This is a genomic window from Pseudomonas sp. 18.1.10, assembly GCF_024655625.1.
Taxonomy (GTDB): Bacteria; Pseudomonadota; Gammaproteobacteria; order Pseudomonadales; family Pseudomonadaceae; genus Aquipseudomonas.
In genome coordinates, this window is sequence record NZ_JANLGL010000009.1 from 38,591 (window position 1) to 64,767 (window position 26,177).

The 26,177-nt window shown below is 60.7% G+C and carries 29 protein-coding genes; 13 read left to right on the forward strand and 16 right to left on the reverse strand.

Annotated elements, in window-relative coordinates; all coding sequences use genetic code 11:
• Window positions 1–125: 125 nt before the first annotated feature.
• Entirely contained in the window at window positions 126–545 is a 420-nt protein-coding gene (locus NUV89_RS03015; protein ID WP_017734413.1) for an organic hydroperoxide resistance protein, read from the forward strand.
• Window positions 546–610: 65 nt separating this feature from the next.
• On the opposite strand, the gene NUV89_RS03020 is transcribed toward NUV89_RS03015, so the two are convergent.
• Both NUV89_RS03020 and earP read right to left on the reverse strand, forming a co-directional pair.
• Window positions 611–1,183 (reverse strand): elongation factor P, encoded by a 573-nt coding sequence (locus NUV89_RS03020; protein WP_257780243.1) that lies wholly within the window; start codon window positions 1,181–1,183, stop codon window positions 611–613.
• A gap of 49 nt (window positions 1,184–1,232) precedes the next feature.
• Window positions 1,233–2,366, reverse strand: coding sequence for an elongation factor P maturation arginine rhamnosyltransferase EarP (gene earP / locus NUV89_RS03025; RefSeq protein ID WP_257780244.1), 1,134 nt, complete (start codon window positions 2,364–2,366; stop codon window positions 1,233–1,235).
• 132 nt (window positions 2,367–2,498) lie between these two features.
• Between earP and NUV89_RS03030 the strand changes: the two genes are divergently transcribed.
• Together NUV89_RS03030 and NUV89_RS03035 are read left to right on the forward strand one after the other, a co-directional pair.
• Window positions 2,499–2,867: a hypothetical protein gene (locus NUV89_RS03030; protein WP_257780245.1), complete on the forward strand. Its 369-nt coding sequence runs from the start codon at window positions 2,499–2,501 to the stop codon at window positions 2,865–2,867.
• A gap of 5 nt (window positions 2,868–2,872) precedes the next feature.
• A complete protein-coding gene (locus NUV89_RS03035; RefSeq protein ID WP_257780246.1) occupies window positions 2,873–3,355 on the forward strand; it encodes a GreA/GreB family elongation factor in 483 nt (160 codons plus the stop codon).
• Window positions 3,356–3,360: 5 nt separating this feature from the next.
• On the opposite strand, the gene cysB is transcribed toward NUV89_RS03035, so the two are convergent.
• The 5 genes from cysB to NUV89_RS03060 form a co-directional block, all read right to left on the reverse strand.
• Window positions 3,361–4,335, reverse strand: a complete 975-nt coding sequence (cysB, locus tag NUV89_RS03040; protein WP_017734418.1) for an HTH-type transcriptional regulator CysB — start codon at window positions 4,333–4,335, stop codon at window positions 3,361–3,363.
• 103 nt (window positions 4,336–4,438) lie between these two features.
• Window positions 4,439–4,939, reverse strand: a complete 501-nt coding sequence (locus tag NUV89_RS03045; protein WP_017734419.1) for a universal stress protein — start codon at window positions 4,937–4,939, stop codon at window positions 4,439–4,441.
• A 70-nt stretch (window positions 4,940–5,009) separates the two neighbouring features.
• Window positions 5,010–5,927 (reverse strand): 5'-nucleotidase, encoded by a 918-nt coding sequence (locus NUV89_RS03050; RefSeq protein ID WP_017734420.1) that lies wholly within the window; start codon window positions 5,925–5,927, stop codon window positions 5,010–5,012.
• 15 nt (window positions 5,928–5,942) lie between these two features.
• Window positions 5,943–6,896 (reverse strand): putative 2-dehydropantoate 2-reductase, encoded by a 954-nt coding sequence (locus tag NUV89_RS03055; protein ID WP_257780247.1) that lies wholly within the window; start codon window positions 6,894–6,896, stop codon window positions 5,943–5,945.
• On the reverse strand, window positions 6,893–7,279 hold the full coding sequence (locus NUV89_RS03060; protein ID WP_257780248.1) for a thioredoxin: 387 nt from the start codon (window positions 7,277–7,279) through the stop codon (window positions 6,893–6,895). The genes NUV89_RS03055 and NUV89_RS03060 overlap by 4 nt, the downstream gene beginning before the upstream one ends.
• On the opposite strand from NUV89_RS03060, the gene NUV89_RS03065 reads away from it, so the two are divergent.
• Window positions 7,278–7,712: a PilZ domain-containing protein gene (locus NUV89_RS03065; protein ID WP_257780249.1), complete on the forward strand. Its 435-nt coding sequence runs from the start codon at window positions 7,278–7,280 to the stop codon at window positions 7,710–7,712. The genes NUV89_RS03060 and NUV89_RS03065 overlap by 2 nt on opposite strands.
• A 130-nt stretch (window positions 7,713–7,842) precedes the next feature.
• Window positions 7,843–8,919, forward strand: coding sequence for a 3-deoxy-7-phosphoheptulonate synthase (locus NUV89_RS03070; RefSeq protein WP_124527136.1), 1,077 nt, complete (start codon window positions 7,843–7,845; stop codon window positions 8,917–8,919).
• A gap of 65 nt (window positions 8,920–8,984) precedes the next feature.
• Here the strand turns inward: NUV89_RS03070 and NUV89_RS03075 are convergent, their stop codons facing one another.
• Window positions 8,985–9,266, reverse strand: a complete 282-nt coding sequence (locus NUV89_RS03075; RefSeq protein WP_003233387.1) for a GNAT family N-acetyltransferase — start codon at window positions 9,264–9,266, stop codon at window positions 8,985–8,987.
• Window positions 9,267–9,876: 610 nt separating this feature from the next.
• On the opposite strand from NUV89_RS03075, the gene oprI reads away from it, so the two are divergent.
• Entirely contained in the window at window positions 9,877–10,128 is a 252-nt protein-coding gene (gene oprI / locus NUV89_RS03080; RefSeq protein ID WP_003172710.1) for an outer membrane lipoprotei OprI, read from the forward strand.
• A 135-nt stretch (window positions 10,129–10,263) separates the two neighbouring features.
• Here oprI and NUV89_RS03085 read toward each other — a convergent pair whose 3' ends face one another.
• The 3 genes from NUV89_RS03085 to NUV89_RS03095 form a co-directional block, all read right to left on the reverse strand.
• Window positions 10,264–11,232, reverse strand: a complete 969-nt coding sequence (locus NUV89_RS03085) for a L,D-transpeptidase family protein (protein ID WP_257780250.1) — start codon at window positions 11,230–11,232, stop codon at window positions 10,264–10,266.
• 85 nt (window positions 11,233–11,317) lie between these two features.
• Window positions 11,318–11,608, reverse strand: a complete 291-nt coding sequence (locus NUV89_RS03090; protein ID WP_192298733.1) for a hypothetical protein — start codon at window positions 11,606–11,608, stop codon at window positions 11,318–11,320.
• Window positions 11,609–11,666: 58 nt separating this feature from the next.
• A complete protein-coding gene (locus NUV89_RS03095) occupies window positions 11,667–12,272 on the reverse strand; it encodes an arylesterase (protein WP_257780251.1) in 606 nt (201 codons plus the stop codon).
• Window positions 12,273–12,282: 10 nt separating this feature from the next.
• On the opposite strand from NUV89_RS03095, the gene NUV89_RS03100 reads away from it, so the two are divergent.
• Window positions 12,283–12,966 carry an ABC transporter ATP-binding protein gene (locus NUV89_RS03100; RefSeq protein WP_257780252.1) on the forward strand — a complete coding sequence of 228 codons (684 nt, stop codon included), beginning with the start codon at window positions 12,283–12,285 and terminating at the stop codon, window positions 12,964–12,966.
• Window positions 12,966–15,476, forward strand: coding sequence for an ABC transporter permease (locus NUV89_RS03105; RefSeq protein WP_257780253.1), 2,511 nt, complete (start codon window positions 12,966–12,968; stop codon window positions 15,474–15,476). The genes NUV89_RS03100 and NUV89_RS03105 overlap by 1 nt, the downstream gene beginning before the upstream one ends.
• 43 nt (window positions 15,477–15,519) lie before the next feature.
• Here NUV89_RS03105 and greB read toward each other — a convergent pair whose 3' ends face one another.
• Both greB and NUV89_RS03115 read right to left on the reverse strand, forming a co-directional pair.
• Window positions 15,520–15,993, reverse strand: a complete 474-nt coding sequence (greB, locus tag NUV89_RS03110; RefSeq protein ID WP_017734429.1) for a transcription elongation factor GreB — start codon at window positions 15,991–15,993, stop codon at window positions 15,520–15,522.
• Between the two features lie 125 nt (window positions 15,994–16,118).
• Window positions 16,119–17,237: a hypothetical protein gene (locus NUV89_RS03115; RefSeq protein ID WP_257780254.1), complete on the reverse strand. Its 1,119-nt coding sequence runs from the start codon at window positions 17,235–17,237 to the stop codon at window positions 16,119–16,121.
• 255 nt (window positions 17,238–17,492) lie between these two features.
• Here NUV89_RS03115 and NUV89_RS03120 point away from each other — a divergent pair, with 255 nt between their 5' ends.
• From NUV89_RS03120 to NUV89_RS03130, 3 genes are read left to right on the forward strand one after another with little or no spacing between them, the layout of a single operon-like run.
• The gene (locus tag NUV89_RS03120; RefSeq protein ID WP_257780255.1) at window positions 17,493–18,419 is read left to right on the forward strand and encodes an ABC transporter ATP-binding protein; all 927 of its coding nucleotides are present in this window, start codon (window positions 17,493–17,495) and stop codon (window positions 18,417–18,419) included.
• Window positions 18,416–19,141, forward strand: coding sequence for an ABC transporter permease (locus NUV89_RS03125; RefSeq protein WP_257780256.1), 726 nt, complete (start codon window positions 18,416–18,418; stop codon window positions 19,139–19,141). Before NUV89_RS03120 ends, NUV89_RS03125 begins: the two co-directional genes overlap by 4 nt.
• A gap of 15 nt (window positions 19,142–19,156) precedes the next feature.
• Window positions 19,157–20,857, forward strand: a complete 1,701-nt coding sequence (locus tag NUV89_RS03130; protein ID WP_257780257.1) for a Gldg family protein — start codon at window positions 19,157–19,159, stop codon at window positions 20,855–20,857.
• A gap of 6 nt (window positions 20,858–20,863) precedes the next feature.
• On the opposite strand, the gene NUV89_RS03135 is transcribed toward NUV89_RS03130, so the two are convergent.
• The 3 genes from NUV89_RS03135 to NUV89_RS03145 form a co-directional block, all read right to left on the reverse strand.
• Window positions 20,864–21,172, reverse strand: a complete 309-nt coding sequence (locus NUV89_RS03135) for a hypothetical protein (RefSeq protein WP_026136480.1) — start codon at window positions 21,170–21,172, stop codon at window positions 20,864–20,866.
• Between the two features lie 252 nt (window positions 21,173–21,424).
• On the reverse strand, window positions 21,425–21,859 hold the full coding sequence (locus tag NUV89_RS03140) for a DoxX family protein (RefSeq protein WP_257780258.1): 435 nt from the start codon (window positions 21,857–21,859) through the stop codon (window positions 21,425–21,427).
• Window positions 21,860–21,961: 102 nt separating this feature from the next.
• Window positions 21,962–23,383, reverse strand: a complete 1,422-nt coding sequence (locus NUV89_RS03145; RefSeq protein WP_257780259.1) for a transglycosylase SLT domain-containing protein — start codon at window positions 23,381–23,383, stop codon at window positions 21,962–21,964.
• 236 nt (window positions 23,384–23,619) lie between these two features.
• On the opposite strand from NUV89_RS03145, the gene NUV89_RS03150 reads away from it, so the two are divergent.
• Entirely contained in the window at window positions 23,620–24,426 is an 807-nt protein-coding gene (locus NUV89_RS03150; protein WP_257780260.1) for a TatD family hydrolase, read from the forward strand.
• A gap of 97 nt (window positions 24,427–24,523) precedes the next feature.
• Window positions 24,524–26,005, forward strand: coding sequence for a methyl-accepting chemotaxis protein (locus NUV89_RS03155; protein ID WP_257780261.1), 1,482 nt, complete (start codon window positions 24,524–24,526; stop codon window positions 26,003–26,005).
• Window positions 26,006–26,177: the final 172 nt, after the last annotated feature.

Here is a 26,177-nt window from a genome sequence, read left to right on the forward strand (position 1 = left end):
AAAAATTGAAGCATGCAAAATAATTTGCAAATTTATCTTGCGCGCAAAACATTAGCGCTATACATTCGTCCCGCCAACTACTTAGCGCGCAAACATTTAGCGCTACACACCCAGAGGACGACACCATGCAAACTCTCTACACCGCAGTAGCTACCGCCACCGGCGGCCGTGATGGTCGTGCGGTTTCCAGCGACAACATCCTCGACGTCAAACTCTCCACCCCCAAGGAATTGGGCGGTGCCGGTGGCCAGGCCACCAACCCTGAACAACTGTTCGCCGCCGGCTACTCGGCCTGCTTTATCGGCGCGCTGAAATTCGTCGCCAGCCAGACCAAACGCAAAATCCCGGATGACGCTTCGATCACGGCCCATGTGGGCATCGGTCAAATCCCCGGTGGTTTTGGCTTGGACATCGACCTGCACATCAGCCTGCCGGGCCTGGATCAGGACGATGCGCAAAGCCTGGTCGACGCAGCCCACCAGGTGTGCCCGTACTCCAACGCCACGCGCGGCAATGTGGATGTGCGCCTGCACGTCACGGTCTGATAAACAGACGCCCATAAAAAAACCCGACGCTAAGTCGGGTTTTTTTCGTAGCGGCGGGGCCAGAATTACTTCTTGGCGCGACCTTTGTACGAACCACCTTCACGGGTGTCGATCTCGATCAGGTCGTCGATTTCGATGAAATCAGCAACTTGCAGCTCGGTACCGTTAGCCAGCTTGGCCGGCTTCATTACTTTGCCCGAAGTGTCGCCGCGAGCGGAACCTTCGGTGTAGGCAACTTTACGCACGATAGTGGTCGGCAGCTCTACGGAAACCAGGCGCTCTTCGAAGAAGATAGCTTCGCAAACGTCGGTCATGCCTTCTTCGATGAACGGCAGAACGGCTTCGATATCTTCAGCGTTCAGCTCGTACATGGTGTAGTCAGTGGTATCCATGAACGTGTAGGTGTCGCCGCTGATGAAGGACAGGGTCGCTTCCTTGCGGTCGAGGATCACGTCGTCCAGTTTGTCGTCGGCGCTGTAAACGATCTCGGTCTTGTAACCGGTCAGCAGGTTCTTCAGCTTGGTCTTCATGATTGCGCTGTTACGACCAGACTTGGTGAACTCAGCTTTCTGAACCAGCCAAGGGTCGTTTTCGAGACGGATCACTGTACCGGGTTTCAGTTCTTTACCAGTTTTCATTGCATATATCCGAAATTTGGATGGGATTTACAAAATTCAAGGTGGCGTATCATATCCAACTTTCATAAAACTGTACCAGCGCCGTCGCAAGATCGGCCTGCAAGGCCTGTTCCAGACACCAGGATTCGGCGTGCTGGTTGATCTCTGGCCAGTGCTCCCTGAGCATTTTCCACGGTTGCGCCATATCGCCCTGCGTGTTCCAGGCTTGCCACAGCGCGATCACTGCCGCCCGCGCCGCCGGGGACAAGGCAGCTGTGTACAGCGCCAGGAACGCGTCGAGCTTGTCGAGGTGAATGTCTTCGTCCTGCCGGTAGATGTGCCACAACAGCGGCCGGCCGGCCCATTGCGCGCGCACGAAGGAGTCTTCGCCGCGCACCGCATTGAACTCACAGCACCACAGCAGGCGGTCGTATTGGTCCTGGCGCACAAACGGCAGCACCTGCACCGTCAGGGCCTCGCGCTGATGCAAGTCGCCCACCGCCAGCCCCTCGACACCCAGCCAACGCTGCACATCACCCAGGATGCGTCCTTCCGGGACCAATAGATGGGTGGTACGCCCGTCCGTCGATAACACGTCCAGCCAAGCGGCGAGCCCGGCGTTTTCGTAGGCAAACAGCGAGATCAGCCGCGCACCCGTTGCCGGAAATACGCCCAGTGTTTGCAGGAATTGTTGCTGCGCAGCGCCATCCTGCTGAAACGCCCGACGCTGCTCAAGCAGCCCGGCCTCACGCAACAGCCCGCCCGTACCCGCGCGGAAACCGGGAAAGAAGAAGTACTTCTGCACGCCCTTGAACTTCACCGAGGGCAAGCGGTGACAGCCCACGACCCAATCCTCGGCGCTCAGGTAATCCAGGTTCATCCACAACGGCGGGCGTTCGCGCGCGGCCATGGCGTCCATATAGTCAGCCGGCAGTTGGCAGGCGAACGCGGCAATCACCACATCCGCCGCTGCCGCGCCCTGCCACTCGGCCGGCCAGTGGCGCACGTCGACGCCGGCCTGCGATTGCTGGCCCAGTTGTACGTCGATCTCGGGGCACATGCGCTCGAACGCGCGCAGGTCATCGACCCACAGACGCACGTCACAGCCATGCTCCGCGACCAATTGCCGGGCCAGGCGCCAGGTCACGCCGATGTCGCCGAAGTTATCGACGACGCTGCAAAAAATATCCCAGCGGGCTTTCATTCCGGGCTCCAACACGTAAAGGCTCGATTGTCCGTATAAATGCGCCGATGCAGAAGACTTGATCGCGATTATTCTGCACGGTGGCTGTGCGACAATCGCCGCCACGCCGCAAATGCCTGCCAGGAGGCCGCCATGTCTGATCGTCCGTTGTCGTTGTTCAAGCTCAGTGCCGCCATTGCGTTTGGCGTATGGCTGGGGTTTGTCGCCATTGCGCTGACCGCCTGGCTGGCATCGCGCTATCTGTTCCCGCAAAGCCTGGCGCCAGTGGCGCAGGCGGTGCAGCAACTGGGCAAGCCGCCAGTGGTAGCGCCTGAACCGCCGAACCGCCTGTTCGAGCAGTATCAACAGAACCTGCACAAGCAGGAACAGCAACAAAGCCTGGACCAGGCCCGCAACAATGCCCGCAACCTGTCCAACCCCAAATGCCAGTTCTGGCTGCAACAGGACCAGAACGCCCCCAACGAAAAGACCCGGGCCAATGTCCTGCAATTCTGCGATTGATGACCATGAATAAACACGCCGTCCATTCACTGATCCTGGAAAAGCTCAGCGTCGATCTCGATATCGCCCAACGCGCTGCGCAAACCGCCTACGAAACCGCGACCCACGAAGAAAACATCGCCGAGAACAAGTACGACACCCTGGGGCTGGAAGCGTCCTACCTCGCGGCCGGGCAAGCCAAGCGCGTCGAAGAAATCAAGCACGCGCTGACGCTGTGCCAGAACCTGCCACTGCGGGCCTACGACGATCAACGGGGTATAGAAATTGGCGCGCTATTGGGCCTGGAAGACGAGAACGGTCGCCAGCAGTGGCTGTTCCTCGCGCCGGACGGCGCAGGTTTGAAGGTGGATGTGGTGGGGCAACCGGTGACCGTCATCACCCCGCGCTCGCCCCTGGGCAAAAGCCTGCTGGGCAAGTTCGAAGGTGATGAGGTGGAGATTCTGGTGGCCGGCGCCCGGCAACACTTTACGGTTACCGAGGCCAAGTAAGCCACTCAGTGGACGGGCAGTTCAACGCCTTCGAACAGCTCTTCCAGTTCCTGCTTGTTGTGGCACTGGATCGCCTTGGCCATGACTTCGCGGGTCAGGTGCGGGGCGAACTTCTCGATGAAGTCGCACATGAAGCCACGCAGGAAGGTGCCGCGACGGAAGCCGATCTTGGTCACGCTGGATTCGAACAGCTCGCTGGCGTCGAGCACCACCAGGTCTTTATCGAGGTTGGTGTCCACCGCCATCTTGGCGACGATACCCACGCCCAGGCCCAGGCGCACGTAGGTCTTGATCACGTCGGCGTCGGCCGCGGTGAACACCACTTTCGGCGTAAGACCGCGATGGCTGAACGCTTCGTCGAGCTTGGAACGGCCGGTGAAACCGAACACATAAGTCACGATCGGGTACTCGGCCAGGGCTTCCAGGGTCAGTTTCGGCAGCTTGGCCAGCGGGTGACCTTGCGGCACCACGACGCAACGGTTCCAGCGGTAGCATGGCATCATCACCAGGTCGCCGAACAGCTCCAAGGCTTCGGTGGCAATGGCGAAATCGACGGTGCCATCAGCGGCCATCTCGGCGATCTGCATCGGCGAACCCTGGTGCATGTGCAAGGCCACGTCCGGGTATTGCTTGATGAAGTCGCGGATCACCGGCGGCAAGGCATAACGTGCCTGGGTGTGGGTGGTGGCGATGGACAGCGTGCCCTTTTTCTCGTTGGAGAATTCCTGGGCGATCTGCTTGATGCTTTCGACCTTACGCAGGATCTCGCCAGCGGTGGTGATGATGCGCTCACCGGCCGGGGTCACGCGGGTGAGGTGCTTGCCGCTGCGGGCGAACACTTCAACGCCCAGCTCGTCTTCGAGCAGGCGGATCTGCTTGCTGATACCAGGTTGCGAGGTGTAAAGGCTTTGAGCCGTAGCGGAAACGTTGAGGTCGTGGTGCGCCACTTCCCAGATGTAGCGCAGTTGTTGAAGCTTCATATGTATCCCTCAAAGCAGATAGACGCCACGGGTATCAGCGACGGTATATAACTATATTAAAGGTTATACAGATAAATCTAGAACTTTTTATCGTTTTCTACCCTCACGCGTCATCACTGCGTCGACGCTGTAGCGAGGGCACCAGGTAAACCGGCACCGCAGACAATTGCAGCACCCGTGCAGCGGTGCGCCCCAGCGGTGTGGCCGCCGCCGTTGCATGGCTATGACTGCCGACGATCACCAGATCGACCGACAGTCTACGCAACTGGTCGAGTATCACCTCGCACGGATCGCCCTGGATCACCCTTACCGAACGGATCAGCTTGAGGTCTTGCTCGCCCTCCCCCAACTCTTCGCGAAAACTGTCCAGCACCCGTTGTTCGATGGTCGCCATGACCGTGGTCAGCCCCTGGCTCTGCCATTCACTCAGGGCCTTCTCATCAAGGTAGCTTTGCAACACCGATTCGGCGAACAGCCCGATGGGTTCGACCACATGGATCACATACAGGTCCGCCTTGAACGTTCGCGCCAGCGCCAGTGCATGTTGCATCACATAAGGCGCGTACAGACCCAGGTCCGTGGCGTACAACATCGAACGAATCATAGAACCTCCTGGACTGCCAGGATGGCGGGGATTGAATGAGCTTAGCAGCGCATCAACGACTGCGACTGGCTTAGCTCTCGGACTGAACCCTTACCTCGTTGCTGATGCCATGGGGCACATGCCCGGTGGCCACTACCTCCCTGGCTTTCTCGCAATGACCGGCCTGGTCATCGAAAAACACATCGGCGGCAAACGCTTCCAGGAACGCGGATTTTTCCAGGCCGCCGAGGAACAGCGACTCGTCCAGGCGGATATCCCATTCACGCAACGTGCGAATCACCCGCTCGTGGGACGGCGCCGAACGGGCGGTGACCAACGCGGTGCGGATCGGGCACGCCTCCTGCGGAAACTCGCGCTGCAACAAATTCAGTGCTGCCAAAAAGCCCTTGAAGGGGCCGCCGTGCAAGGGCTGGCGCGCCGATTCCCGCTCGCTGGCCTGGAACGCCTCCAGCCCACCGGCCTGGTACACGCGCTCCGATTCATCGGAAAACAGTACCGCATCACCGTCAAACGCGATGCGCAGTTCGTCGCTGCACGCGCGATTCGGGCCGCCGGACAAAATCGTCGCGGCGGCAAAGCCGGCATCGAGGGCGCTGCGTACATCTTCAGCATGGGTTGAAAGAAACAGATGGCAACCGAAGGCGGCCAAATAAGGATAGGGACTACGCCCGCCAACGAAAGCGGCGCGGGAAATATCCAGGCCGTAATGCTGGATCGAATTGAACACCCGCAAGCCGGTGTCGGCACTGTTGCGCGACACCAACACCACTTCGACGCGGGCACGCCCGAGGCTGGCGTTGAGGCTCAGGAGCTTCTTGACCAGCGCAAACGCGTCGCCGGTGGCGAGGACTTCTTCCTCGTGCTCGATCTGGTATTTGCGGTAGGCCTCCACACCCTGCGCCAGGTAGACCTTGTGGCTGTCGCTCAGGTCGAACAGCGCCCGCGAAGAAATCGCCAGCACCAGTTTGTCGCCCAATCCCTTCGCCATCGTATGCCCTCCGAATCAGCGGTTATGCCGATCAATAAAACTCAACGCCTGATACAGCGCCTGCATCCGTGGCAGCTCGCAACCGGCAGCCTTGGCAGCGGCTAATGGCCGCGCATAGATCGCGGCCAGTTCCAGCGGGCGCTTGTGGACATGGTCGTGGTACATGCTGGGCAGGTAATCGTCCATGGTTTCGGTCATGGCGAACATCTGCTCGGCGTAGCTGGCGGGGATCTCGTGGCCACAGGCGTGGGCGCCCGTAACCACTTCGGCCATCAGCGCCTGGATCAGTTCGCGACTGGACTCATCGGCCATCATCGCCGTCGTCCCCGTGCCCAACAACACGGAAAGGCCGTTGTACGGCACGTTCCACACCAGCTTGTGCCAGCGCGCCTGATGCACATTGGCCATGGCCTGGGACTCGATACCCGCCTGGTGGAACAACGCCGCGCCGGCTTCGACAATCGCCTGCTGCTGCGCTTCGTCATTGGCCGCCGTGCCGCTGTGATAACCCAGGTTGACCCGGCCCAGGGCCTGATGCTCAACCACGCCAGGCCCGGAGCGGTGCACGCCGATGTAGCACAAGCCACCCAGCAAATGCAGCGAGGCTGGCAGGTGTTCGCGCAGGCTGTCTTCGACATCCAGGCCGTTTTGCAGGAGCACCACCTTGGCGTCCGGCGCCGCGACCTGGGCGATGGTCGGCGCAAGGTCCACATTGCCGGTGGACTTGGTGCCCACCAGCAGCCAGTCACACGCGGGCATATCGGCGGCGCTGGCGTAGGCCTGCACCGGCTGCAGATGCATAGGGCCGTGCACGCTGCTATTGATCCGCAGGCCCTGCTTGCTGACCGCCGCATACTCGCTGCGCAGCAGGAAGTGCACGTCAAAGCCGGCACGGGCCAGCATCACGCCGTAGAAACCACCGATGGCGCCGGTGCCGATGATGCCAATGCGTGGCGATGGTTCGGTCATGGCAGATCCTCTGGAATGCGGGTTAGGGCTTGATTAATGCTGTCGGCGAGGTCGGATGCTGTAAGGCGCGTCTGCAATTGCCCAAGAAACTGACCCTCGCACACCACGAACAACGCCGGCAAATGAAAGATCTGGTAGCGTTCAACCGCGCCACCGTTGTGCCCGGCGTCCACCCAGCACACGCGGTCCACCGGCAATGGCCAGCCGGGCAACTGCTGGCGCGCCCAACGGCAACTGGAACACCCCACGCTGGTAAACACCAGCAGAGAAAGGCCTGGCAATCCCAGCAATTGCTGGTCAATATCCAGGTCGGTCAATTCCAGTTCCTTCACTATACTGCTGCTGCCGCCGTCAACAGGACGGTGCTCGGAGTCCGTGTACATGGGTCGTTTTTTACCTCACCCTGATGATGTCGCTGTCGAGTTGATACAACGTCCCTCCCCCGCCATTCCCCGTCAACGCCTGCTCATGATCGGCCTGGGCGGCATCGCCTGCCAGTGGCCGCGCGCCTGGCGCCAGGGTACGGCCGTTGACCTGCACATTCCGTCCCTGGGGCCCAGCGCGCGTTATCCGGGCTACGTGGCATGGTGCCGCAAGGCCGAAGACGGCTATCGCATCGGCATCGCGTTTACCGATGAGCATGCCCTGTTTGGTGCGCGGATGGGTGAGCAAGCATGCCGGATAGAGCGCTATTGCCGCCAGCACGAAGATGCCGAACCCACGCCCGAGCAATTCGAAGCCCTGGCGCGCGAGTGGGTGTCGCGCCATGCCGTCGAGTTCTCCCATGAGGCCTTTGCGGCGCCAGCGCTGGATTAAAGCGGGCTTTGCCCATTGTCGCGGGCCCGTGTTACGCGCTAAGGTTCCTCCCCCCTGCATTCAAATCATGCTGTGCTCCGCCGCACGGGGATGGCTGGCGGCCGGCACCCGTGACCCTGACGAGTAAACGATGGCTGATTTACCGATCAATGACCTAAACGTCGAATCCAACGAGACCCTGATCACGCCCGATCAGCTCAAGCGCGAAATCCCCCTGAGCGACGCTGCCCTGCAGACCGTCACCAAGGGCCGCGAAGTCATCCGTGAGATTCTCGACGGCACCGACCATCGCCTCTTCGTCGTCATCGGGCCTTGCTCGATCCACGACCTCAAGGCGGCCCACGAGTACGCCGAGCGCCTCAAGGTGCTGGCGGCGGAAGTGTCCGACACCCTGTACCTGGTGATGCGCGTCTACTTCGAAAAACCGCGCACCACCGTCGGCTGGAAAGGCTTGATCAACGACCCGTACCTGGACGACTCGTTCAAGATCCAGGACGGCTTGCACATCGGCCGTCAGCTGCTGCTGGACCTGGCTGAAATGGGCCTGCCCACCGCCACCGAAGCGCTGGACCCGATCTCCCCGCAGTACCTGCAGGACCTGATCAGCTGGTCGGCCATCGGCGCGCGCACCACCGAATCCCAGACCCACCGCGAAATGGCGTCCGGCCTGTCGTCGGCCGTGGGCTTCAAGAACGGCACCGACGGCGGCCTGACCGTGGCGATCAACGCGCTGCAATCGGTCTCCAGCCCGCACCGTTTCCTGGGGATCAACCAGGAAGGTGGCGTGTCCATCGTCACCACCAAAGGCAACGCCTACGGCCATGTGGTCCTGCGCGGCGGCAACGGCAAGCCCAACTATGATTCGGTCAGCGTTGCCCTGTGCGAACAGGCGCTGAACAAGGCCAAGATCAAGCCGAACATCATGGTCGATTGCAGCCACGCCAACTCCAACAAGGACCCGGCCCTGCAGCCGCTGGTGATGGAAAACGTCGCCAACCAGATCCTGGAAGGCAACCAGTCGATCATCGGCCTGATGGTCGAGAGCCACTTGAACTGGGGTTGCCAGGCCATTCCAAAAGACCTGGCCGACTTGCAGTACGGCGTGTCGATCACCGATGCCTGCATCGACTGGGCGGCCACCGAAAACACCCTGCGCAGCATGCATGCCAAGCTCAAGGACGTCTTGCCGAAACGCAAACGCACCTGAACCCGCATTGCGCACACAAAAACGCCGGGCTAAGCCCGGCGTTTTTCATGCTGCTGTTTTATGCCTTACAGCTTCGCCGCATGGCGCTGGTGGCGCTCCATGTAGCGTTCGACATAGGAGCAGGACGGGATCACCGTATAGCCGGACTCTTCGGCAAACTTCAGGGCTTCCTCGGTCAGCGCCGCTGCAATACCCCGGCCGCGCAGTGCGTTGGGCACGAAGGTCCGATAAATATCCAGGGTCTGCTTCCCGAGGTCCATGTAGGTCAGGTAGGCACGATGACCGTCCACATTGGTCTCGAACTGATGACCAGCCTGGTCATGGTGGATGGACAACGCCTCGCTCATCACTACTCCTCGCGGGTCTTGGATTTCGACCCCTACCTTACCGATGTTTTTCCGGCGAAGGAACATCTACGCCACCCCGTGCCGGTTTCGACAACGAGAAACCTCTAGCGCTCACAACCAGCACGTAGGGAATAGTAGGCACCAATCCTGAAATTGCTCAAGGCGCACTCATCATCCCCCACCGCTGGCGGTTATAGAAAGGCCATCGATCAACCGGTGATCGATAGCCAGAACATTGCCGGCAGTTGAAGCTTGAGACGAACAGGCGCTCTTAAAGTCACCTCTACATGCGTAAAAGATGCGAGACGGCGTAACGGCAAGCTGAACAAAAGAGCAGGTGCCGATATATAAATGTCTAGCCATATACCCAGCCCGACGCATGCGGGCCGTAGCTTTCAGACGGGATCCAATGCACATCCGCTTGAAAAAAATTGAACGGTTTTTATACAAACCTTCAAAAGATTAGCCAAAATAGATTCGGCGCGAGAATTTTTTTTGCTTCTTGCGCTACGTCAGTTTACTTACTACAAGTAATGGGTAGTATGTACGCCGGCTTTTGCTCACTCTGAGCAAGTAGCTATTTAATAGAAAGTCCTTGAAGGGGAACACGATGAACAACGTTCTGAAATTCTCTGCTCTGGCTCTGGCCGCAGTTCTGGCTACCGGTTGCAGCAGCGTCTCCAAAGAAACCGAAGCTCGTCTGACTGCAACTGAAGACGCAGCAGCTCGCTCCCAGGCTCGTGCAGACGAAGCCTACCGTAAAGCTGATGAAGCTCTGGCTGCTGCTCAAAAAGCACAACAGACTGCTGACGAAGCTAACGAGCGCGCTCTGCGTATGCTTGAAAAAGCTAGCCGCAAGTAATAATCCCTCGGGGTTGTTATCAAGCCGATCCATTTATGGGTCGGCTTTTTTATTGCCTGGGATTCGGCACCGAACCCCAGGCAATAAAAAGCCCGCCGCAACGCAAGGCCGTGGCGGGCTTTTGATCCGGCAGGCTTACTGCTGCAGATCGATCGGCGCGCTGGCGGCGATCGGCGCGCCACCTGGTACACCGATTTCAGTCGGCAAGCCATCTTCCGCAGCGACCACATCACGCACCTGATCCCAGTTCACCCGCAGGTTATTGGCCAGGTCTTCACGCTTGAGCAAGGCGTTGATGACTGCCGTGTGCTTATCGACCACCGACGGCGTGCCGTCATCATTCAACGGCGTGTGCGCTTCAAGGTAAACCTTGCCGCCGCTGCTGCCGAACTTGTAGGCATCGTTGATGATGCGCACCGACGTGCCCACCGGCACCATGCCGGCCATTTCCAGTACGTTGTTGTTGAACATGCGGAAGCAGCCGTGGCTGGTACGCGTGCCGATACCAAATTTCATGTTGGAGCCGTGGATCAGATAACCCGGCGTGCCCAGGGTGAACTTGAATGGCCCCAGCGGGTTGTTCGGACCGGCAGGCACCACATTGGGCAACGGGTCACCATTGGCGGCGTGCTCGGCCTTGATCGACGCGGGTGGGGTCCAGGTCGGGTTCGGCGTCTTCGCGATAATGCTGGTATGGGCGATGGGCGAGCCCCAGCCTTCACGACCAATCCCCAGCGGGAAGGTGTAAACGACACTCTGCCCCTTGGGATAGTAGTAAAGCCGGTATTCCGCCAGGTTGATGACGATGCCTTCCCGTGGGCCGGGGGGCAGGATGAAGCGCGTCGGCAACACGATCTCGGTGCCGGCTCCCGGCAGCCAGGCATCGACACCCGGGTTGGCCGCGACCATCTCCGAATAACCCAGGTCGTAGGTGGTGCCCAGGTCGGCAAAGGTATCTTCGTACTTGGCCTTTATCACCTGGACCTGTCCCACGATGTCTTCACCCGGAGGTGGCAACGGTAACTGCAGGGCAGCCGCAGGACCGGCCGCGCACAGGGCGGCAAGAGACAGGCAGCAGGTGACGACGGAGAGGCGCGAGAACATCCGGAAAATCCTTCGCAGAACGACGGGTAGGAAAAAATTGATTGTATACGTGAAGCACGCCGGGAGCATCCATCTGCCCCCATGACTACTCGAAGCGCAGCTCCGGCCAGATCAGCGGCGTGCCGCGCTTCTGGGATTCGAGGATCGCCCGGCACAACGGGCACAGCCGCTGGTCCTGGAAAATCGCGCGGTCCACCGATGACCAGCGCGGCTGGGCGGGCAGCAAAGTGCCACATAGCGTGCGGTCAATCGTGCCGCCCAGCTCCAATTGGCGTGCCACCAGATGCACCCGGACTTCCTGGCAGGCGAACAGATCCAGCTGCTCGTCAGGCTCGATCAGTTGGTAGTTGAACAGGGACCAGGCAGGGCGTGACATCGGGGGCTCCAGATCGGGGGGGCGCCACCTTAGCCGAAAGCCTGCCGGTAGAAAAGCGTCATAACAGCGGTTTTAGCGCCGGCCAGACATTTTCCAGCAACTTGCCCTGGGCGCCGACGGCGGGATGCAGCCCATCAGCCTGCATCAGCTCCGGGTGGCCACCGATACCTTCCAGGAAAAACGGCACCAGCGGCACGGCTTTTTCCTTGGCCAGGCTGCCGTACACTTCGGCAAAGGCGTTGGTGTAGCGCGGGCCGTAGTTGGGCGGCAATTGCATGCCGAGCAACAGCACCTTGGCGCCAATGGCCTTGGACTGGTCAATCATCGAGGCAAGATTTTGTTGCAATTGCGCCGGAGGCTGACCACGCAGGCCGTCATTGCCGCCCAGTTCGATAATCACCAGTTCCGGTTTATGCTCTGCAAGCGCCGCCGGCAGCCGCGCGAGGCCTCCTGCACTGGTGTCGCCGCTGATGGACGCGTTGACCACTTTATCGTCGAAACCTTCGCGCTTGAGCCGTTGTTCCAGCAGCGCGACCCATCCTTTGCTGGTATCCAGGCCGAAACCGGCACTGATACTATCGCCAACGATCAGGACTGTACCCGCCGCTGCGCCCTGGGCCACGCACATCAAGGCCAGGCCAGCACTCAAAAACCACATTCGCATCGGATTCTCCATGGGCGCAAGCATTCTCACCGCGCGGAACCTTAGCAAAGTGGTTCCCAGCGCGGAAGGTGAACTGACTATCCTGCACGAACTGAGCCTGGAACTGAACAAGGGCGATAGCCTGGCTATCGTCGGCAGCTCCGGTTCCGGCAAATCCACCCTCCTCGGCCTGCTCGCCGGCCTCGACCTGCCCAGCAGCGGCGAAGTCACCCTCGCCGGGCAAGCCCTGAGTACGCTGGACGAAGACCAGCGCGCACGCATCCGTGCCGAACACGTGGGTTTCGTCTTCCAGTCGTTCCAACTGCTCGACAGCCTCAACGCCCTGGAAAACGTCATGCTGCCGCTGGAGCTGGATGGCCGCAAAGACGCCCGCGAGCGCGCCCGGCACCTGCTCGAACGTGTTGGCCTGGGCCAGCGCCTGACCCACTCGCCACGCCAGCTGTCTGGTGGCGAGCAGCAACGCGTGGCGATTGCCCGCGCCTTCGCCGCCGAACCGGACGTGCTGTTTGCCGATGAGCCCACCGGCAACCTCGACAGCCACACCGGCGAGCGCATCAGTGACCTGCTGTTCGAGCTCAATAAAGAGAGCGGCACGACCCTGGTGCTGGTCACCCACGACGAGCGCCTGGCACACCGCTGCCGACGCCTGATCCGCCTTGAAGCCGGCCTGATGGTCGAGCCCCTGGAGCCTTGATGGCACGTTTGCCCCTATTGCGTCTGTTCAGCCTGGCCATGCGCCAACTCCTGCGCGATGCCCGCGCCGGTGAGTTGCGCGTGTTGTTCTTCGCCCTGCTGGTGGCGGTGTCCGCCAGCACCGCCATCGGCTACTTCGGCGCGCGCCTCAACGGCGCCATGCTGCTGCGCGCCACCGAGTTCCTGGGGGCCGACCTGGTGCTCGAAGGCAGCTCGCCGGCGCGTCCCGAGCAGATCAAATCGGGGACCGAACTGGGCCTGGACCATGCGCGCATCGTCGAGTTTTCCAGCGTTATCGCCACCGACAACGGTATCCAGCTCTCCAGCATCAAGGCGGTCAACGAGCAGTACCCACTGCGCGGCGAACTGAAAAGCGCAGCCGAGCCCTTCGCCGAGGAAACCCCGGGTGGCGGTCCGAAACCCGGCGAAGCCTGGGTGGAGGCACGCCTGCTCACAGCGCTGAGCCTGAAAGTCGGCGACAGCATCGACGTGGGCATGAAGACCCTGCGCCTGGCCCGCATCCTGACCTATGAACCCGACCGTGCCGGCAACTTCTACAGCCTCACGCCACGGGTGATGATTAACCTGGCTGACCTGGACGCCACCGGCGTGGTCCAGCCCGGCAGCCGCGTCAGCTACCGCGAACTGTGGCGCGCGCCGCCCGACAGCACGGCCCTGCAAACCTATCGCGACCTGCTCAAGCCGGGCCTCGCCGCCAACCAGCGCCTGCAAGACTCGCGGGACGGCAACCAGCAGATCGGCGGCGCACTGGGCAAGGCCGAGCGCTACTTGAACATGGCGAGTCTGGTCGCCGTACTGCTGGCCGGCGTGGCCGTGGCGCTGTCGGCCAACCGGTTTGCCAGTCGCCGCTTCGACGCCAGCGCACTGCTGCGCTGCCTCGGCTTGTCGCGCCGCGAAACCATGCTGCTGTTCAGCCTGCAACTGAGCGTACTCGGCCTGTTGGCGAGCCTGACAGGGGCCCTGCTCGGCTGGCTGGCGCAATTTGGCCTGTTCTACTTCCTGCATGACCTACTGCCGGCGGACGTGCCCCCCGGCGGTCTGTTGCCGGCCGTCGCCGGGATCGGCACCGGGCTGGTCGCCCTCGCAGGTTTCGCCCTGCCGCCGCTGGCCGCACTGGGCCGCGTACCACCGCTGCGCGTGTTGCGCCGCGACCTGCTCCCCATCGCCTCCAGCACCTGGATGGTCTACGGCGCGGCGCTGTTCGCCCTGGGCCTGATTATGTGGCGCCTGAGCCTCGACCTGGTGCTGACCTTCGCCCTGCTCGGCGGCGGTGTGATTGCCGCGCTGATCCTCGGCGGCCTGCTCCTGCTGTTGCTGCAAAGCCTGCGCAGGTTGCTGGCGCGCGCATCACTGCCGTGGCGCCTGGGCCTGGGCCAATTGCTGCGCCACCCGCTGGCGGCAGCCGGCCAATCCCTGGCATTTGGCCTGATCCTGTTGTCCATGGGCCTGATCGCCCTGTTGCGTGGCGAGCTGCTCGACACCTGGCAAAACCAGTTGCCCAAGGACGCCCCCAACTATTTCGCGCTGAATATCCTGCCCGCCGACACCGACGCCTTCAGCGCTCGCCTGCTGGCCTTGCAGGCCCAATCGGCGCCGTTGTATCCGGTGGTACCGGGGCGCCTGATAAGCATCAATGGCGAGGCGGTACAGGCGATTGTCAGCAAGGACTCCAGCGGCGACCGTGCCGTGCAACGCGACCTGAGCCTGACCTGGGCCGCCGACCTGCCACCGGGCAACGTCCTCACGGCCGGTGCCTGGTGGTCGTCGCAGCCAACGGATGAGATTCCCGGGGTATCGGTAGAAGCCAAGGTCGCTGAAAGCCTCAAGCTCAAGCTCAATGACCACCTGGTATTTACCGTCGCCGGGGAAAACCGCGAGGCGCGCGTCACCAGCTTGCGGACCATCAATTGGGATAACTTCCAGCCCAACTTCTTCATGATCTTCCAGCCCGGCACCCTGAAGGACCTGCCTGCCACCTACCTGACCAGCTTCTACCTGGCTCCTGGGCATGACCAACAGATCGTCGACCTGTCCCGGGCGTTCCCGGCGGTGACCATCCTGCAAGTCGAGGCCTTGCTGGAGCAATTGCGCAGCATCCTCGCCCAGGTGACCTTGGCGGTGGAGTACGTCCTGTTGTTTGTATTGGCAGCCGGGATGGCGGTGCTGTTCTCCGGTTTGCAGGCCACCCTGGATGAGCGAATCCGCCAGGGCGCATTGCTGCGGGCACTGGGAGCAGAGCGCAAACTGCTAATCAAGGCACGGCGTATCGAGTTCGGCTTGCTGGGCGCGGTCAGCGGGCTGCTGGCGGCGCTGGGCACGGAGCTGGTGACGCTGGTGTTGTACCGATATGCCTTTGACCTGGCCTGGCACCCTCACCCGTGGCTGTTGCTGCTGCCGGTGCTCGGGGCCGCGCTGATCGGCGCTGCCGGTGTGTTCGGCACACGCCGTGCACTGAACGCCAGCCCGCTGACCGTATTGCGCGAAGGCTGAAACGCCGACGGCCCGCACCCTCCCAGGTACGGGCCGTCTTGGCCTACTTCACATACTCGATCGCGGTAATCCACCAGCAGGCTTCTCCGCTTGGCGTCTGCACCATGGCCTCATCGTCGACTTCCTTGCGCAGCAGCGCCCTGGCCATGGGTGAATCGATGGAGATGTAATCCATCCGGTCATAGATCTCGTCATAACCCACGATGCGAAAACGCTTGGTCTCGCCTTGCTCGTTTTCAATATCGACCCAGGCGCCGAAAAATACCCGCCCTTCCTGCTCCGGCATGTATTCCACCACCCGCATATCTTCCAGGCGCTTGCGCAGGTAGCGCACGCGACGGTCGATCTCACGTAGCAGCTTCTTGTTGTACTGGTAGTCCGCGTTCTCGCTGCGATCCCCCAGGGACGCCGCCCAAGTCACTTTGCGTGTGGTATCCGGGCGCTTTTCCCGCCACAGGTAATCCAACTCTTTTTTCAGCGCTTCATGACCTTCTTTGGTAATCAGCTTGGTGCTCAAACGCCTTCATCCCCGGAAAATGCTCATTGGTCCCACTATGCCATTACCTCAAGGCACGGCGTCGGCGAACAGAGCCTGATGATAAATGAACAGGAGAAAGTAGCCAGGCCCGCGAACAAACTGCATTACGTCAAAATCGAATGAGGGCCGGCCATCGATTGTGTGCGCTCGGTACTGTCGAAGTCGCCCACCACTTGATCCAGTTCAGGGAGCATGACCTGCAAGCGTTGGCGCAAGCCGGAAAACTGCAAAAGCATGGCTGCCAGTTGCTCGCCTTTGCGATGAACCACCAATTCCTGGGCGTGCACCTGGGCCACGCGCTTCTCAAGGGCATCGGCTCGTTCATCCATTTGCTGCTGCGCCTGCTGATAAACGGCCGAGGCACTTGCCAAGCGGCCTTCACGATTCTCCAGGGCCTGCGTCTGCATCTGCAGAGCGGTCTCCTTTTCCAGGGTTCGACTCGCCAACTCCTGACGCTTTTGCTCAAGCTCAGCCTGGCCTTGCTGCAGTTGAACTTGCCACTGCTCAAGTGCGGCCTCTTTCTTGAGTACCACCAGTTTCTGCTGGGTCAGCTCCTGGGCGACGCGCGCAAGGCTGGTCAGCGTGCTATCCACTTCGAACAATGACGGGGCTTCAACTGACGCGCCCAGCGTTTCAACTAGCGGCTCGGCCAGTGGCAAGGGTACAGGCTGCGGCTCAAGCACCGCCGGCTGGGGCGGTTCAGGCCGGCTTGCAGCCTTGGGCGGCGACACCATTTGAGAAGAGAAGCGAATGGAAGGGACTACCACAGCAGTGCTTTCGATCGCGGGCGACGCGGGGGCAGATGTGCCCAGGGTAATCACTTTCATCACCAGGGCTTTCTTGATAATCAGGGAGTGGTGATCCTCAGGCCGTGCCGGGGGTAACTTGCAACCTTTCAAGTCGACGAAGTGATAAGGAATCTGGGTATCGGTAACGCCGCTGGTTTTCTGGCCGGAGGCCGCCCACGTCAATATCTGCTTGAATACCTGCATCGCCAATTGCAAATCTGCTTGCACATCGACGCCATCCAAGTAATAACGCTCAAGTTTCTTACGCAACGCTGCGATATATACCCGGGAACTACCTGGCTCCGCCTCTTCATCCAGGCTATACACCAGAAAGTTTGAACTGATCTGAGGCACGGCAAAACCACAAAGCAGTGCGCCGTTGACCGGAGCATCTGCACCGGAGTGCGCAAGAACAAGGGTACGTAAAAGCATCATGATTGTCGGACCTCGCGCCAGTGACTAAACTTCAGATAAACACCCAATAAACATTCTGCCATCAAATATCACTCACAAAACAATTGTTTCAGCGAGCTGCAAGTCTGAACGTAGGACTAATCTTATTCATCCCGCCGCGCGTTTCCAAGCCCCCCGCATTGAACGTACTATTTTTTAACCCGAGCCCCGACACACGTCAACCAAAGCGCTTGCCTCCTCATATATATTGCGAAACTAATGCAGCAGAAAAGCATAATGATCGAGATAAGTAACCTGACCAAACAACTGGGTAAACAGCATGTTATCAGCGATCTTTCATGGGTGGCCCAGAGCCAAGAATGCATAGGTTTGTTCGGGCATGGGGGCGCGGGTAAAACGACACTCCTGAAGCTGATGGCCGGCCTGCTCAAACCCTCCTCCGGGCACGTGAGCATCCTGGGCTTCAATACCCGGACCCATCGGCTTCAAGTAGCCCAGGCCATGGGCTACCAGCCCGAACCCGGCATCAACCACTCGACGATGCCTGTCGCAGGTTTCCTCAATCTTATCGCCACTTTCCGCAGGTTCTGCGGCGCCGAAAAACGCAAACGCATCGACCGGATCACCATGCAACTGGAGCTGTCGGCCGTACTCAACGAGCCGCTCAACGCACTCCCCATGGGCTTGCAACGCAAGGTTGCGCTGGCGCAGGCCATCTTGCATGACCCTGGCGTGCTGTTGCTGGATGAGCCGACCGAGGGCCTGTCACCGTATCAACAGGGCAAAATCCGCGCGCTCATCCAGTCGTTGGCCGAAGAGATGACCGTGGTCGTTGCCACGCGCGATTGCGATGCGTTGTCGGGTATCTGCACCCGCGCCCTGGTCATTGGCGGGGGCCGCCTACTGGCAGACGCCCCCATGCCCGAACTCCAGCGCAGCTCTCGGTACTACAGGGCGGTCACCCTGGCAGCGGACACGCCGCTGGACCTGCTGGCGCTGGCCGTACTGCCGGGGGTTGCCGGCATCGAAGAAGATCGCCGCAGCCCCGGCACCGTCACCGTTCTCGCCATGCCGGGCCACACAATCTACCCCCCGATCTGCGCGCTGATTGCCAAACGCGGCTGGCAAATAACCGCGCTTAACCTGGAGCCTGGTCGCCTGAACGACGTCGTCCACCACTTAAGCCAAGAGGTGTCCCTTTGACTATGCAGCCCTCGATTATCAAGCGCCAACTTTCCCGCTACTTCCGCACGCCAGCAACCTACCTGAACATCGCAGTATTTCTGACACTGTCAACTACGCTCGGATTACACAGCAGCCAGTTACTGGAGCGAAACAGCACTGACCTGCAGGACTTTTTTCAACTACACCCCTGGTTGTACCTGCTGTTGATCCCCGCACTCTCTACCCAACTCTGGGCCGATGAAAATGAAACGGGCATTAGTGACTTGCTCATTACACTGCCGATGACAAGCGCAGAACTGGTCATGGGTAAATTCTTCGCAGGCTGGCTCATAACGGCAATGACACTGGCATTGACACTGCCCATTGTAGTGATGGTCAATATGTTAGGGAGTGCCGACAACACCGTGATCGCCACGCAGTATCTGGCCAGCTGGTTGCTCGCTGGAAGTTATCTTTCCCTCGGCTGTCTTATATGCGCCATTAGCCGTCATCATCTGATTATATTCATACTAACCTTAAGCATTTTGTTGGTAATCAGCGGACTGTCCAGCGTACTTGATGCACTGGAACACCAAGCCCCGATCTGGGTAATCGACAACGTGGCATCCTTAAGCCCACTGTCACGTTTCACTCAGATTGATCACGGCGTGATTGTTCTTCGAGACTGTCTTTACTTTATCAGCGTCATAGTGGCCTCACTCGCTGCGACGACCGTCATTCTCAACTACAAAACCAGCTGAGAGGGAGCGTTCCCGATGCGATCCGCACTGCACGCCAGCATGACACTGGTGGTCCTACTGTTGGTTTTCCTGGCCTTTAACCTGGTGTGGGCCGTCAAGCTGCCCGATCTGCGCTGGGATGCCTCACATTCGAAAACCAATACCTTATCGGCCCCTGTACAGCAATTACTGGCATCCCTGGATACGCCGCTGGATCTTTACTACTTCAATTCGAAAAAAAGCAGTGCCACCCAACGCTACGCCAAGCGTGTAGAAGACACGCTCAAGGCGTTCGAAGCCGCAGCAAACGGCATGATCAATCTGCACATTGTCGACCCAGGCGCTTTCTCAGAGGACGCCTACAGGGCTGGGCTCTATGGGCTTGATGACGACGCAGGATTCTTTGGCCTCATTGGCACCCGAGACGGCCAGGCCGCGCAACGCATCAAATCGTTCAGCGCCGACCGCGCAGCGTTGCTGGAATATGAAATCAGCCACCTAATCAGCCAGTTACTCCACCCGCAACCGCCTGTCATCGGCCTGCTCTCTGGGCTGCCGATCAAGGAACTGGCCGGCCCCCTGCTACAGGAACTGCATCGGCACTTGAACGTGGTAGCGCTGGAGCCCAGCGCGCAGCGTGTCCCCACGCAGATCAAAACCCTCATGCTTGTGCACCCCCGGGCGCTACCTGAAACGGCCTTGTACGCCATTGATCAATTTGTACTGGGTGGCGGCAAACTCATGATGTTTATCGACCCGCTGAGCGAACAGGGTTCAAGGCAACAAGCCCTTAACCCCCGGCTGGAGGCGCTGCTGTCCAGTTGGGGCATCCGGATGCCGGCCGACCAGGTGTTGATCGACAATCGCTATGCCACGCAAGCGCCCTCAGGGGCCGTTCCCTCCACGCTGAGTCTGCCCAGGCAGGCCATGGCCACAAACGATATCAGCACCTGGAAGCTGGACGCTGTTCGCGTATCGAGCAGCGGTGCCCTCTTCCCCCTCGACAAGCACCGCACACGCTTCACCCCCCTGCTGTACAGCTCCGAACAGTCGGCATTGCTGGAGGCCGGCAGGGTTGGCAAATCGCCCTATGGCGACGAACCGCCTCCGAGCGGGGAGCGCCACGTGATCGCGGCTCGTCTTGAGGGGCCGGCCTATTCGGCATTTCCCGATGGTATGGGTGGCCAAGCCCCCGGATTGCAGAAGTCGGCGCAGATTCAGGTCGTGGTGGTCGCAGACACCGATTTGCTCATGGGAGCGTCAACCCGATCGATGCCCCACAGCAACAGCCTGTTTGTCTTGAACACATTGGATAACCTGGCAGCGCCTCAAGTGCTTGCCAACATACGCCCACGGCCACCGACGGAATACACGCTGCATGGCCTGGAGAGCCAGCGCAAGGCGACCGCTCGCGCCTACCAGGAACAGGCCCGCGACCTTGAGCGGCGCCTGGCGCAGACAGAATACGAATGGCAGCGCTTGAACCCAGCCGTGACGAGCTTGGGTACCGAGACCGTCAACACCAATGCCCAATTGCAGGCGCACAACAAGGAGCGTCTACGCCTGGCAATGGAACTGCACGCATTGAAAGTGGAGGTTTATGCACCGTTGGATCGCCTGGTGCAAAACGTCAAGCTAGGGGTGAGCGCACCGATACCGATACTGCTCTGCCTGACGGCCTGGGGCCTGTATCGACGGCAGCGCCGCCGCCACCCAACACCGACGACAGCAGCGTGAGACGGTTCAACGACGCGCGATCAGCCCTTGCCTGGCGACGCGTGTCAGGTGCCGGATCACCTCATCCGCATCGGCGGCGCTGGGGGCCTGGATCACCGCAAGGTCAAAGCTGTTATTGGCAAAACGGGCGAGGGAGTCGCCGTCTTCGACAAACTGGATCAGGAACGCCGAAGGCCGGCCGGTGCGACGTGGCCAGCCATCCAGGTAACGCAGCAGCGTCGGCTGGTGTTTGCCGCCCAGGAGGATTTTCGGGTTGCGCTGAGTCAGGTCAGCAGTGATGGGGGCCAAGCGAATGAGGGGGCGTAGTGCAGTCATCGTGTCGTGTCTCTGCCTCAAAAGTCTGCGGGCAGGTGAGAGGCAACACCGAACCAGCGCTTTAGCGGAATTTCGAAGCAACGTGATTGCTTCTGTCGGAACCGATCAACGGCCACCCATGGCGCCCCGCAATTAGCTGTTTAAATCGGCGCATGAGCGGGCATCCTAGAGAAGCCGACGGGGCCATGTCAAGAATTGCGCGCAACGAAAAGGCCCGCACATGGCGGGCCTGGACAGGGTGTTGCAGGTGCCTCAGTTGGCGATGGCGCGGTCGGCAGACAGCTTGCCGGCACCTTCGAACAACACCGCCAGCGAGCCGCCCAGCAAGGCCAGTGCAAACTCATAACCGTTGTTGGCCATGAACAGACCGTTGTGGATATGCACCGAGAGGATCGCGACCACCGACAGAATGGTCAGGCCCAAGGCCGCCGGACGCACCAGCAGACCAATGATAAGCGCCAGGCCGGCAAAAAACTCGGTACCGCCGGACAACAGTGCCATCAGGGTACCCGGCGCCAGGCCGATGCTTTCCATCCACTGGGCAGTGCCCGCCAGGCCATAGCCGCCAAACCAGCCGAAGAGTTTCTGCGAACCGTGGGCGGCAAAAATCACGCCGACAACAATACGCAGGATAGTCAGGCCGTAGCCGGCGCGAGTGGACAGCAGGTTTTTGATCAGTGGGCTCATGGGGTAATCCTTTTCGATGTAGGGGTTGGTTGGCCGCTATATTAATCAGTTTATGGAATGATAAAAGCCGAAAAAATGCCTAATTAATATCGATTAAATCGATTACTTCCGTGAAGCGACTTTCGGCACCGGTGGCTCCAGGGACTCCCGCTCCCGGTCGAACGCCAAGTAGTACTTGTTGACGCTATTAACATAGCTGACGCTGCCCATTCCCACCTGCTCCATGGCAATGCGCTCGACCTGGAAGAACCACTGGTTGGGGTTCAGCCCCCGACGCTTGGCCTCGGTGCGCATCCCCTGCACCCGCTCCGGGCCCATGTTGTAAGCCGCCAAGACAAACGCCATGCGCTCGCGCTCGTTGAGCTTGGGGCTGGCGAAGAACTTGCGGCGAATCATCGCCAGGTAGCGAGCGCCCGCCTGCACATTGCTGTCCAGGCTTTCGATATTGTTCACACCCACCCGCTGCGCCGCCGACGGGGTGATCTGCATCAGCCCGGTGGGCCCACCGCTGTTGCGGGCGCCGGGGTCCAGAGCAGACTCTTTGAAGGCCAGCGCGGCGAGGTTCAACCAGTCCATGCCCTGCTCGCGGGCGTGTTTTTGCAAGACCGGGCGCAGTTTTTCCAGGCGCTGGCGGTCTGCTCGCGCCAGCGGATTGCGCACTTGATAAAGACGTCGGTAGATCCGCTGGAACGCCACATCCTGGTCGGAGGGCGTGTGATAGGTCTTGAGGAATCGATCGATGCTCGCCCGCAACATCGACGCATCCTGGCGCACAAACCAGTACTCGTCGCCCGGCTCGCTGATGGCCACCTGTTTGTCGAAGCGCAACTTGGGCAGGATTTTCGACCAGCGTTCAGCAATCGGTTTTTCCACGATGGTCAGGTGGAAAATACCCGCCTGGACCATCTCCAGCACATCTTCCACGGCCAGGGTCGGGTCCACCCATTCCACTTTCACCGGCGGCTGCTTGTGCAGTGCCAGCTTCTGGTTGACCTGGTTGATGGCATCCGCCGCCGCACTGCCAGTGGTCAGCGCCAGGGTGCGCCCGGACAGTTGCTCCAGCTTGGTAAACCGTCGTTCGCCCTTCACCCCCACCAGCCATAACGGTACGCCGCTGGCAATCGGGTCACTGGTGCTGATCTTGTGCGCAGCCTTGACGTCGAGCAGTTCACCCGGCGCGACCAAGTCACCTTCACCGCGCGCCAACGCACCAAGCAACTGATCCTTGGCCTTGGGAATGATCTTGAGGTTGATCTCCTGACCATCGCGGGCGTGGCCGTTGAGGTATTGCTCAAAGGCGCGCAGGCGATGGTATTCGACGCCGATGGCCTGGCCTTGCACTTCGCCGGAACTGTTGCGGCTCTGGTTGACCAACACGCGCAGGGTGCGGCTGGCGCGGATTTCCGCCAGGTCGCGGACCTTGCCAGGCTTGGTCACTTCCAGCGGCCCGTCCAGACGCGCTTGCGCCGCCATGGGCAGCAGCAACGTCAGGCACAACATAAGCAACGCCGAGGGTCGGATCATCCGCTCTCCGGTAAGAATACTGGCCAACATCCTCGCGAAAAACGAGGCGGTGGGGATCAGAAACAGAGCGCTTTCAGCGCTGGCAAGACGCGCAACGGTGACACAGGGAAAAGCATTGGGCCAACCACGATGTCGGTTGCGACGTTCAAAGACAGCGATAACCTGTTGTAGTTCTTCGTTTTTCTTATAAATCTACAGCTCTGATATGCTTTCCGGCCGCAGGCGGAGATAGCACCATGCAACTCATTGATATCGGCGTCAACCTGACCAACCCCAGTTTCGACGAGAAGCACCAGGCTGTGCTTGACCGGGCCTACGCCGCTGGCGTGCAACAATTGGTCGTCACCGGCACCAGCCTCGACGGCAGCGAACAGGCCCTGGAACTCTGCATAAAACTCGATGAAAGCGGCCAACGCCTGTTCAGCACCGCCGGCATCCACCCCCACTCCGCCAGCGACTGGAACAGCGACAGCGCCCGGCGCCTGCGCGGTTTGCTGGGCGAAAGCCGCGTGCGTGCGGTGGGCGAATGCGGGCTGGACTTCAACCGGGATTTCTCTCCGCGCCCGCAGCAGGAAAAAGTCCTCGAAGAACACCTGGCCCTGGCCGTCGAGCTGAAACTGCCGGTGTTCCTCCACGAACGTGACGCCAACCAGCGCCTGCTGGACATCCTCAAGGACTACCGTGACCACCTCACCGCCGCCGTGGTGCACTGCTTCACCGGCGAGCAGCAGGCGCTGTTCAGCTACCTCGACCTGGACTTGCACATCGGCATTACCGGCTGGATCTGCGACGAACGCCGTGGGACCCATCTGCACCCGCTAGTCAGGGAAATTCCCCGGGGCCGCCTGATGCTGGAAAGCGACGCGCCCTACCTGCTGCCGCGCACCCTGCGGCCCAAGCCGAAAAACGGCCGCAACGAACCGGCCTATCTGCCCGAAGTGCTGCGCGAAGTCGCCCTGCACCGCAACGAGACCGAGGACGACCTGGCCCAGCACAGCAGCGCCTGTGCCCGCGCGTTTTTTGGCCTGCCCAGCGTGGAGTAATGCGGCGCATTGACCCATGTCAAAAGCGCTTTTCCTGAATAGCGGCACAATAATGGCACCTTGCCAATGCTGTTTCCGCTATCAGAGAAAACCTTCCATGGGTGCCTGGCTTAGCAACATCTCGCTGAAATACAAATTCTGGGCCGTGAACGCGGTCGCTTTCATCACCACCTTGTTGCTGGTGCTGTACGCCGTGCAGCTCGAACAACAAGCGCGCAGCGACGCTTCCCAAGCGTCGGCGCAGGCCCAGGCGCGCTTGCTCGGTGCATGGCCAGCCGGCACACCGCTGCCCAAGGGCGAGCACTGGCTGACATTTTCCCGTGGCCAAGTCCCACAACTGGCGGATCAGGATCTGTCAGCCCTGGGCAGCGCCACGGGCTGGGTCGAACTCAACCACATGCCCTGGTTCGGCGAGAACCCACTGCTGGGCGCCGACGTGGTCGCCCGCGCCGACGGTCAATACGTCGCCGTGCTGGCCTACGCGCCAAGCCTGAGCCAAGTGTTCGAAGATCGTTTTGCCAACTATGCCGTGGCCGTGGCGATTTTGATGCTGGCGATGCTCGGCGCTTCGCAGTTGCTGATCCGCTTCCTGCTCAGCCAGCTCAACACCCTCAAGGACGTGATGCTGCACGTGGAAAAAACCGGCGACCTGGCGGCCCGTGTGCCGCTGGCGTGCAAGGATGAAGTCGGGCAAATGGCCAGCGCCTTCAACGCCATGCAGGCCGGCTACCAACGGGTGGTCAACACCGTGGCGCGCACCGCCCAGCAACTGGATGACGGTGCCGCGCGCCTGGCCAGCAGCATGAACGAGGTGCAGCACGGTATGCTCGGCCAGCAAAGCGAAACCGACCAGGCCGCCACCGCCATCAACGAAATGACCGCCACCGTCTACCACATCGCCCAACACGCCGGCGCCACCCGCGACCTGTCCCAGACCGCCGACGCCCTCGCCGGCAGCGGCCAGGAAGTGGTGGGCCGCGTACAACGCTCGATTGCCGGGCTGTCCACCGGCGTGCAGCAGACCGCCGAGATGATCCAGAAACTCGCCGAGGACAGCCAGAAAATCAACGGCGTGGTCGGGGTGATCCACAGCATCGCCGAACAGACCAACCTGCTCGCCCTCAACGCCGCCATCGAAGCCGCCCGCGCCGGCGAAATGGGCCGTGGCTTTGCCGTGGTCGCCGACGAAGTGCGCAACCTGGCCAAGCGCGTGCAAAGCTCCACCGACGAAATCACCCGCATGGTCTCCGCCCTGCAAGCCGGCACCCGCGACGCGGTGGACTTTATGCAGGAAAGCTCGTTCAAGGCCGATGACTGCGTGCAACAAGCCCTCGAAGCCGGCAACGCCCTCGCCGAAATCACCAGCGCCGTGGCGCAGATGCGCGAGAGCAACACCCAGATCGCCGTCGCCGCCGAACAGCAAAGCCATGTCGCGGAAGAGATGAACCGTGCGGTAGTGAGCATCCGCGACGTCACCGAAAACACCGTGCAACAAACCGTGGATTCGGCCACCACCAGTAATGAGCTGGCGACGTTGGCGGGCGAGTTGAGCAAGGCTATTGGGCAGTTGAAGCTGTAAGCCAACGCAGACTGGCTATAAGGTATCTACACCACTACTGGACCTGACCAACCCTGAAGCTTTGGCTTTGGCTTTGGCTTTGGCTTTTCAGCTTTTGATCTTGGGCGCCCCGTTAACCACGCTGGCCGAACGCAGGCTTGAATCCGTGGGCAACCCGGCAGGACGCCGGGTT

Bases quoted from the DNA above. Each gene is read 5' to 3' on its own strand.
- NUV89_RS03015 (WP_017734413.1), top strand. From the start codon at position 126: ATGCAAACTCTCTACACCGCAGTAGCTACCGCCACCGGCGGCCGTGAT.
- NUV89_RS03020 (WP_257780243.1), bottom strand. From the start codon at position 1,183: ATGAAAACTGGTAAAGAACTGAAACCCGGTACAGTGATCCGTCTCGAA.
- earP (WP_257780244.1), bottom strand. From the start codon at position 2,366: ATGAAAGCCCGCTGGGATATTTTTTGCAGCGTCGTCGATAACTTCGGC.
- NUV89_RS03030 (WP_257780245.1), top strand. From the start codon at position 2,499: ATGTCTGATCGTCCGTTGTCGTTGTTCAAGCTCAGTGCCGCCATTGCG.
- NUV89_RS03035 (WP_257780246.1), top strand. From the start codon at position 2,873: ATGAATAAACACGCCGTCCATTCACTGATCCTGGAAAAGCTCAGCGTC.
- cysB (WP_017734418.1), bottom strand. From the start codon at position 4,335: ATGAAGCTTCAACAACTGCGCTACATCTGGGAAGTGGCGCACCACGAC.
- NUV89_RS03045 (WP_017734419.1), bottom strand. From the start codon at position 4,939: ATGATTCGTTCGATGTTGTACGCCACGGACCTGGGTCTGTACGCGCCT.
- NUV89_RS03050 (WP_017734420.1), bottom strand. From the start codon at position 5,927: ATGGCGAAGGGATTGGGCGACAAACTGGTGCTGGCGATTTCTTCGCGG.
- NUV89_RS03055 (WP_257780247.1), bottom strand. From the start codon at position 6,896: ATGACCGAACCATCGCCACGCATTGGCATCATCGGCACCGGCGCCATC.
- NUV89_RS03065 (WP_257780249.1), top strand. From the start codon at position 7,278: ATGGGTCGTTTTTTACCTCACCCTGATGATGTCGCTGTCGAGTTGATA.
- NUV89_RS03060 (WP_257780248.1), bottom strand. From the start codon at position 7,279: ATGTACACGGACTCCGAGCACCGTCCTGTTGACGGCGGCAGCAGCAGT.
- NUV89_RS03070 (WP_124527136.1), top strand. From the start codon at position 7,843: ATGGCTGATTTACCGATCAATGACCTAAACGTCGAATCCAACGAGACC.
- NUV89_RS03075 (WP_003233387.1), bottom strand. From the start codon at position 9,266: ATGAGCGAGGCGTTGTCCATCCACCATGACCAGGCTGGTCATCAGTTC.
- oprI (WP_003172710.1), top strand. From the start codon at position 9,877: ATGAACAACGTTCTGAAATTCTCTGCTCTGGCTCTGGCCGCAGTTCTG.
- NUV89_RS03085 (WP_257780250.1), bottom strand. From the start codon at position 11,232: ATGTTCTCGCGCCTCTCCGTCGTCACCTGCTGCCTGTCTCTTGCCGCC.
- NUV89_RS03090 (WP_192298733.1), bottom strand. From the start codon at position 11,608: ATGTCACGCCCTGCCTGGTCCCTGTTCAACTACCAACTGATCGAGCCT.
- NUV89_RS03095 (WP_257780251.1), bottom strand. From the start codon at position 12,272: ATGCGAATGTGGTTTTTGAGTGCTGGCCTGGCCTTGATGTGCGTGGCC.
- NUV89_RS03100 (WP_257780252.1), top strand. From the start codon at position 12,283: ATGGGCGCAAGCATTCTCACCGCGCGGAACCTTAGCAAAGTGGTTCCC.
- NUV89_RS03105 (WP_257780253.1), top strand. From the start codon at position 12,966: ATGGCACGTTTGCCCCTATTGCGTCTGTTCAGCCTGGCCATGCGCCAA.
- NUV89_RS03115 (WP_257780254.1), bottom strand. From the start codon at position 17,237: ATGATGCTTTTACGTACCCTTGTTCTTGCGCACTCCGGTGCAGATGCT.
- NUV89_RS03120 (WP_257780255.1), top strand. From the start codon at position 17,493: ATGATCGAGATAAGTAACCTGACCAAACAACTGGGTAAACAGCATGTT.
- NUV89_RS03130 (WP_257780257.1), top strand. From the start codon at position 19,157: ATGCGATCCGCACTGCACGCCAGCATGACACTGGTGGTCCTACTGTTG.
- NUV89_RS03135 (WP_026136480.1), bottom strand. From the start codon at position 21,172: ATGACTGCACTACGCCCCCTCATTCGCTTGGCCCCCATCACTGCTGAC.
- NUV89_RS03140 (WP_257780258.1), bottom strand. From the start codon at position 21,859: ATGAGCCCACTGATCAAAAACCTGCTGTCCACTCGCGCCGGCTACGGC.
- NUV89_RS03145 (WP_257780259.1), bottom strand. From the start codon at position 23,383: ATGATCCGACCCTCGGCGTTGCTTATGTTGTGCCTGACGTTGCTGCTG.
- NUV89_RS03150 (WP_257780260.1), top strand. From the start codon at position 23,620: ATGCAACTCATTGATATCGGCGTCAACCTGACCAACCCCAGTTTCGAC.
- NUV89_RS03155 (WP_257780261.1), top strand. From the start codon at position 24,524: ATGGGTGCCTGGCTTAGCAACATCTCGCTGAAATACAAATTCTGGGCC.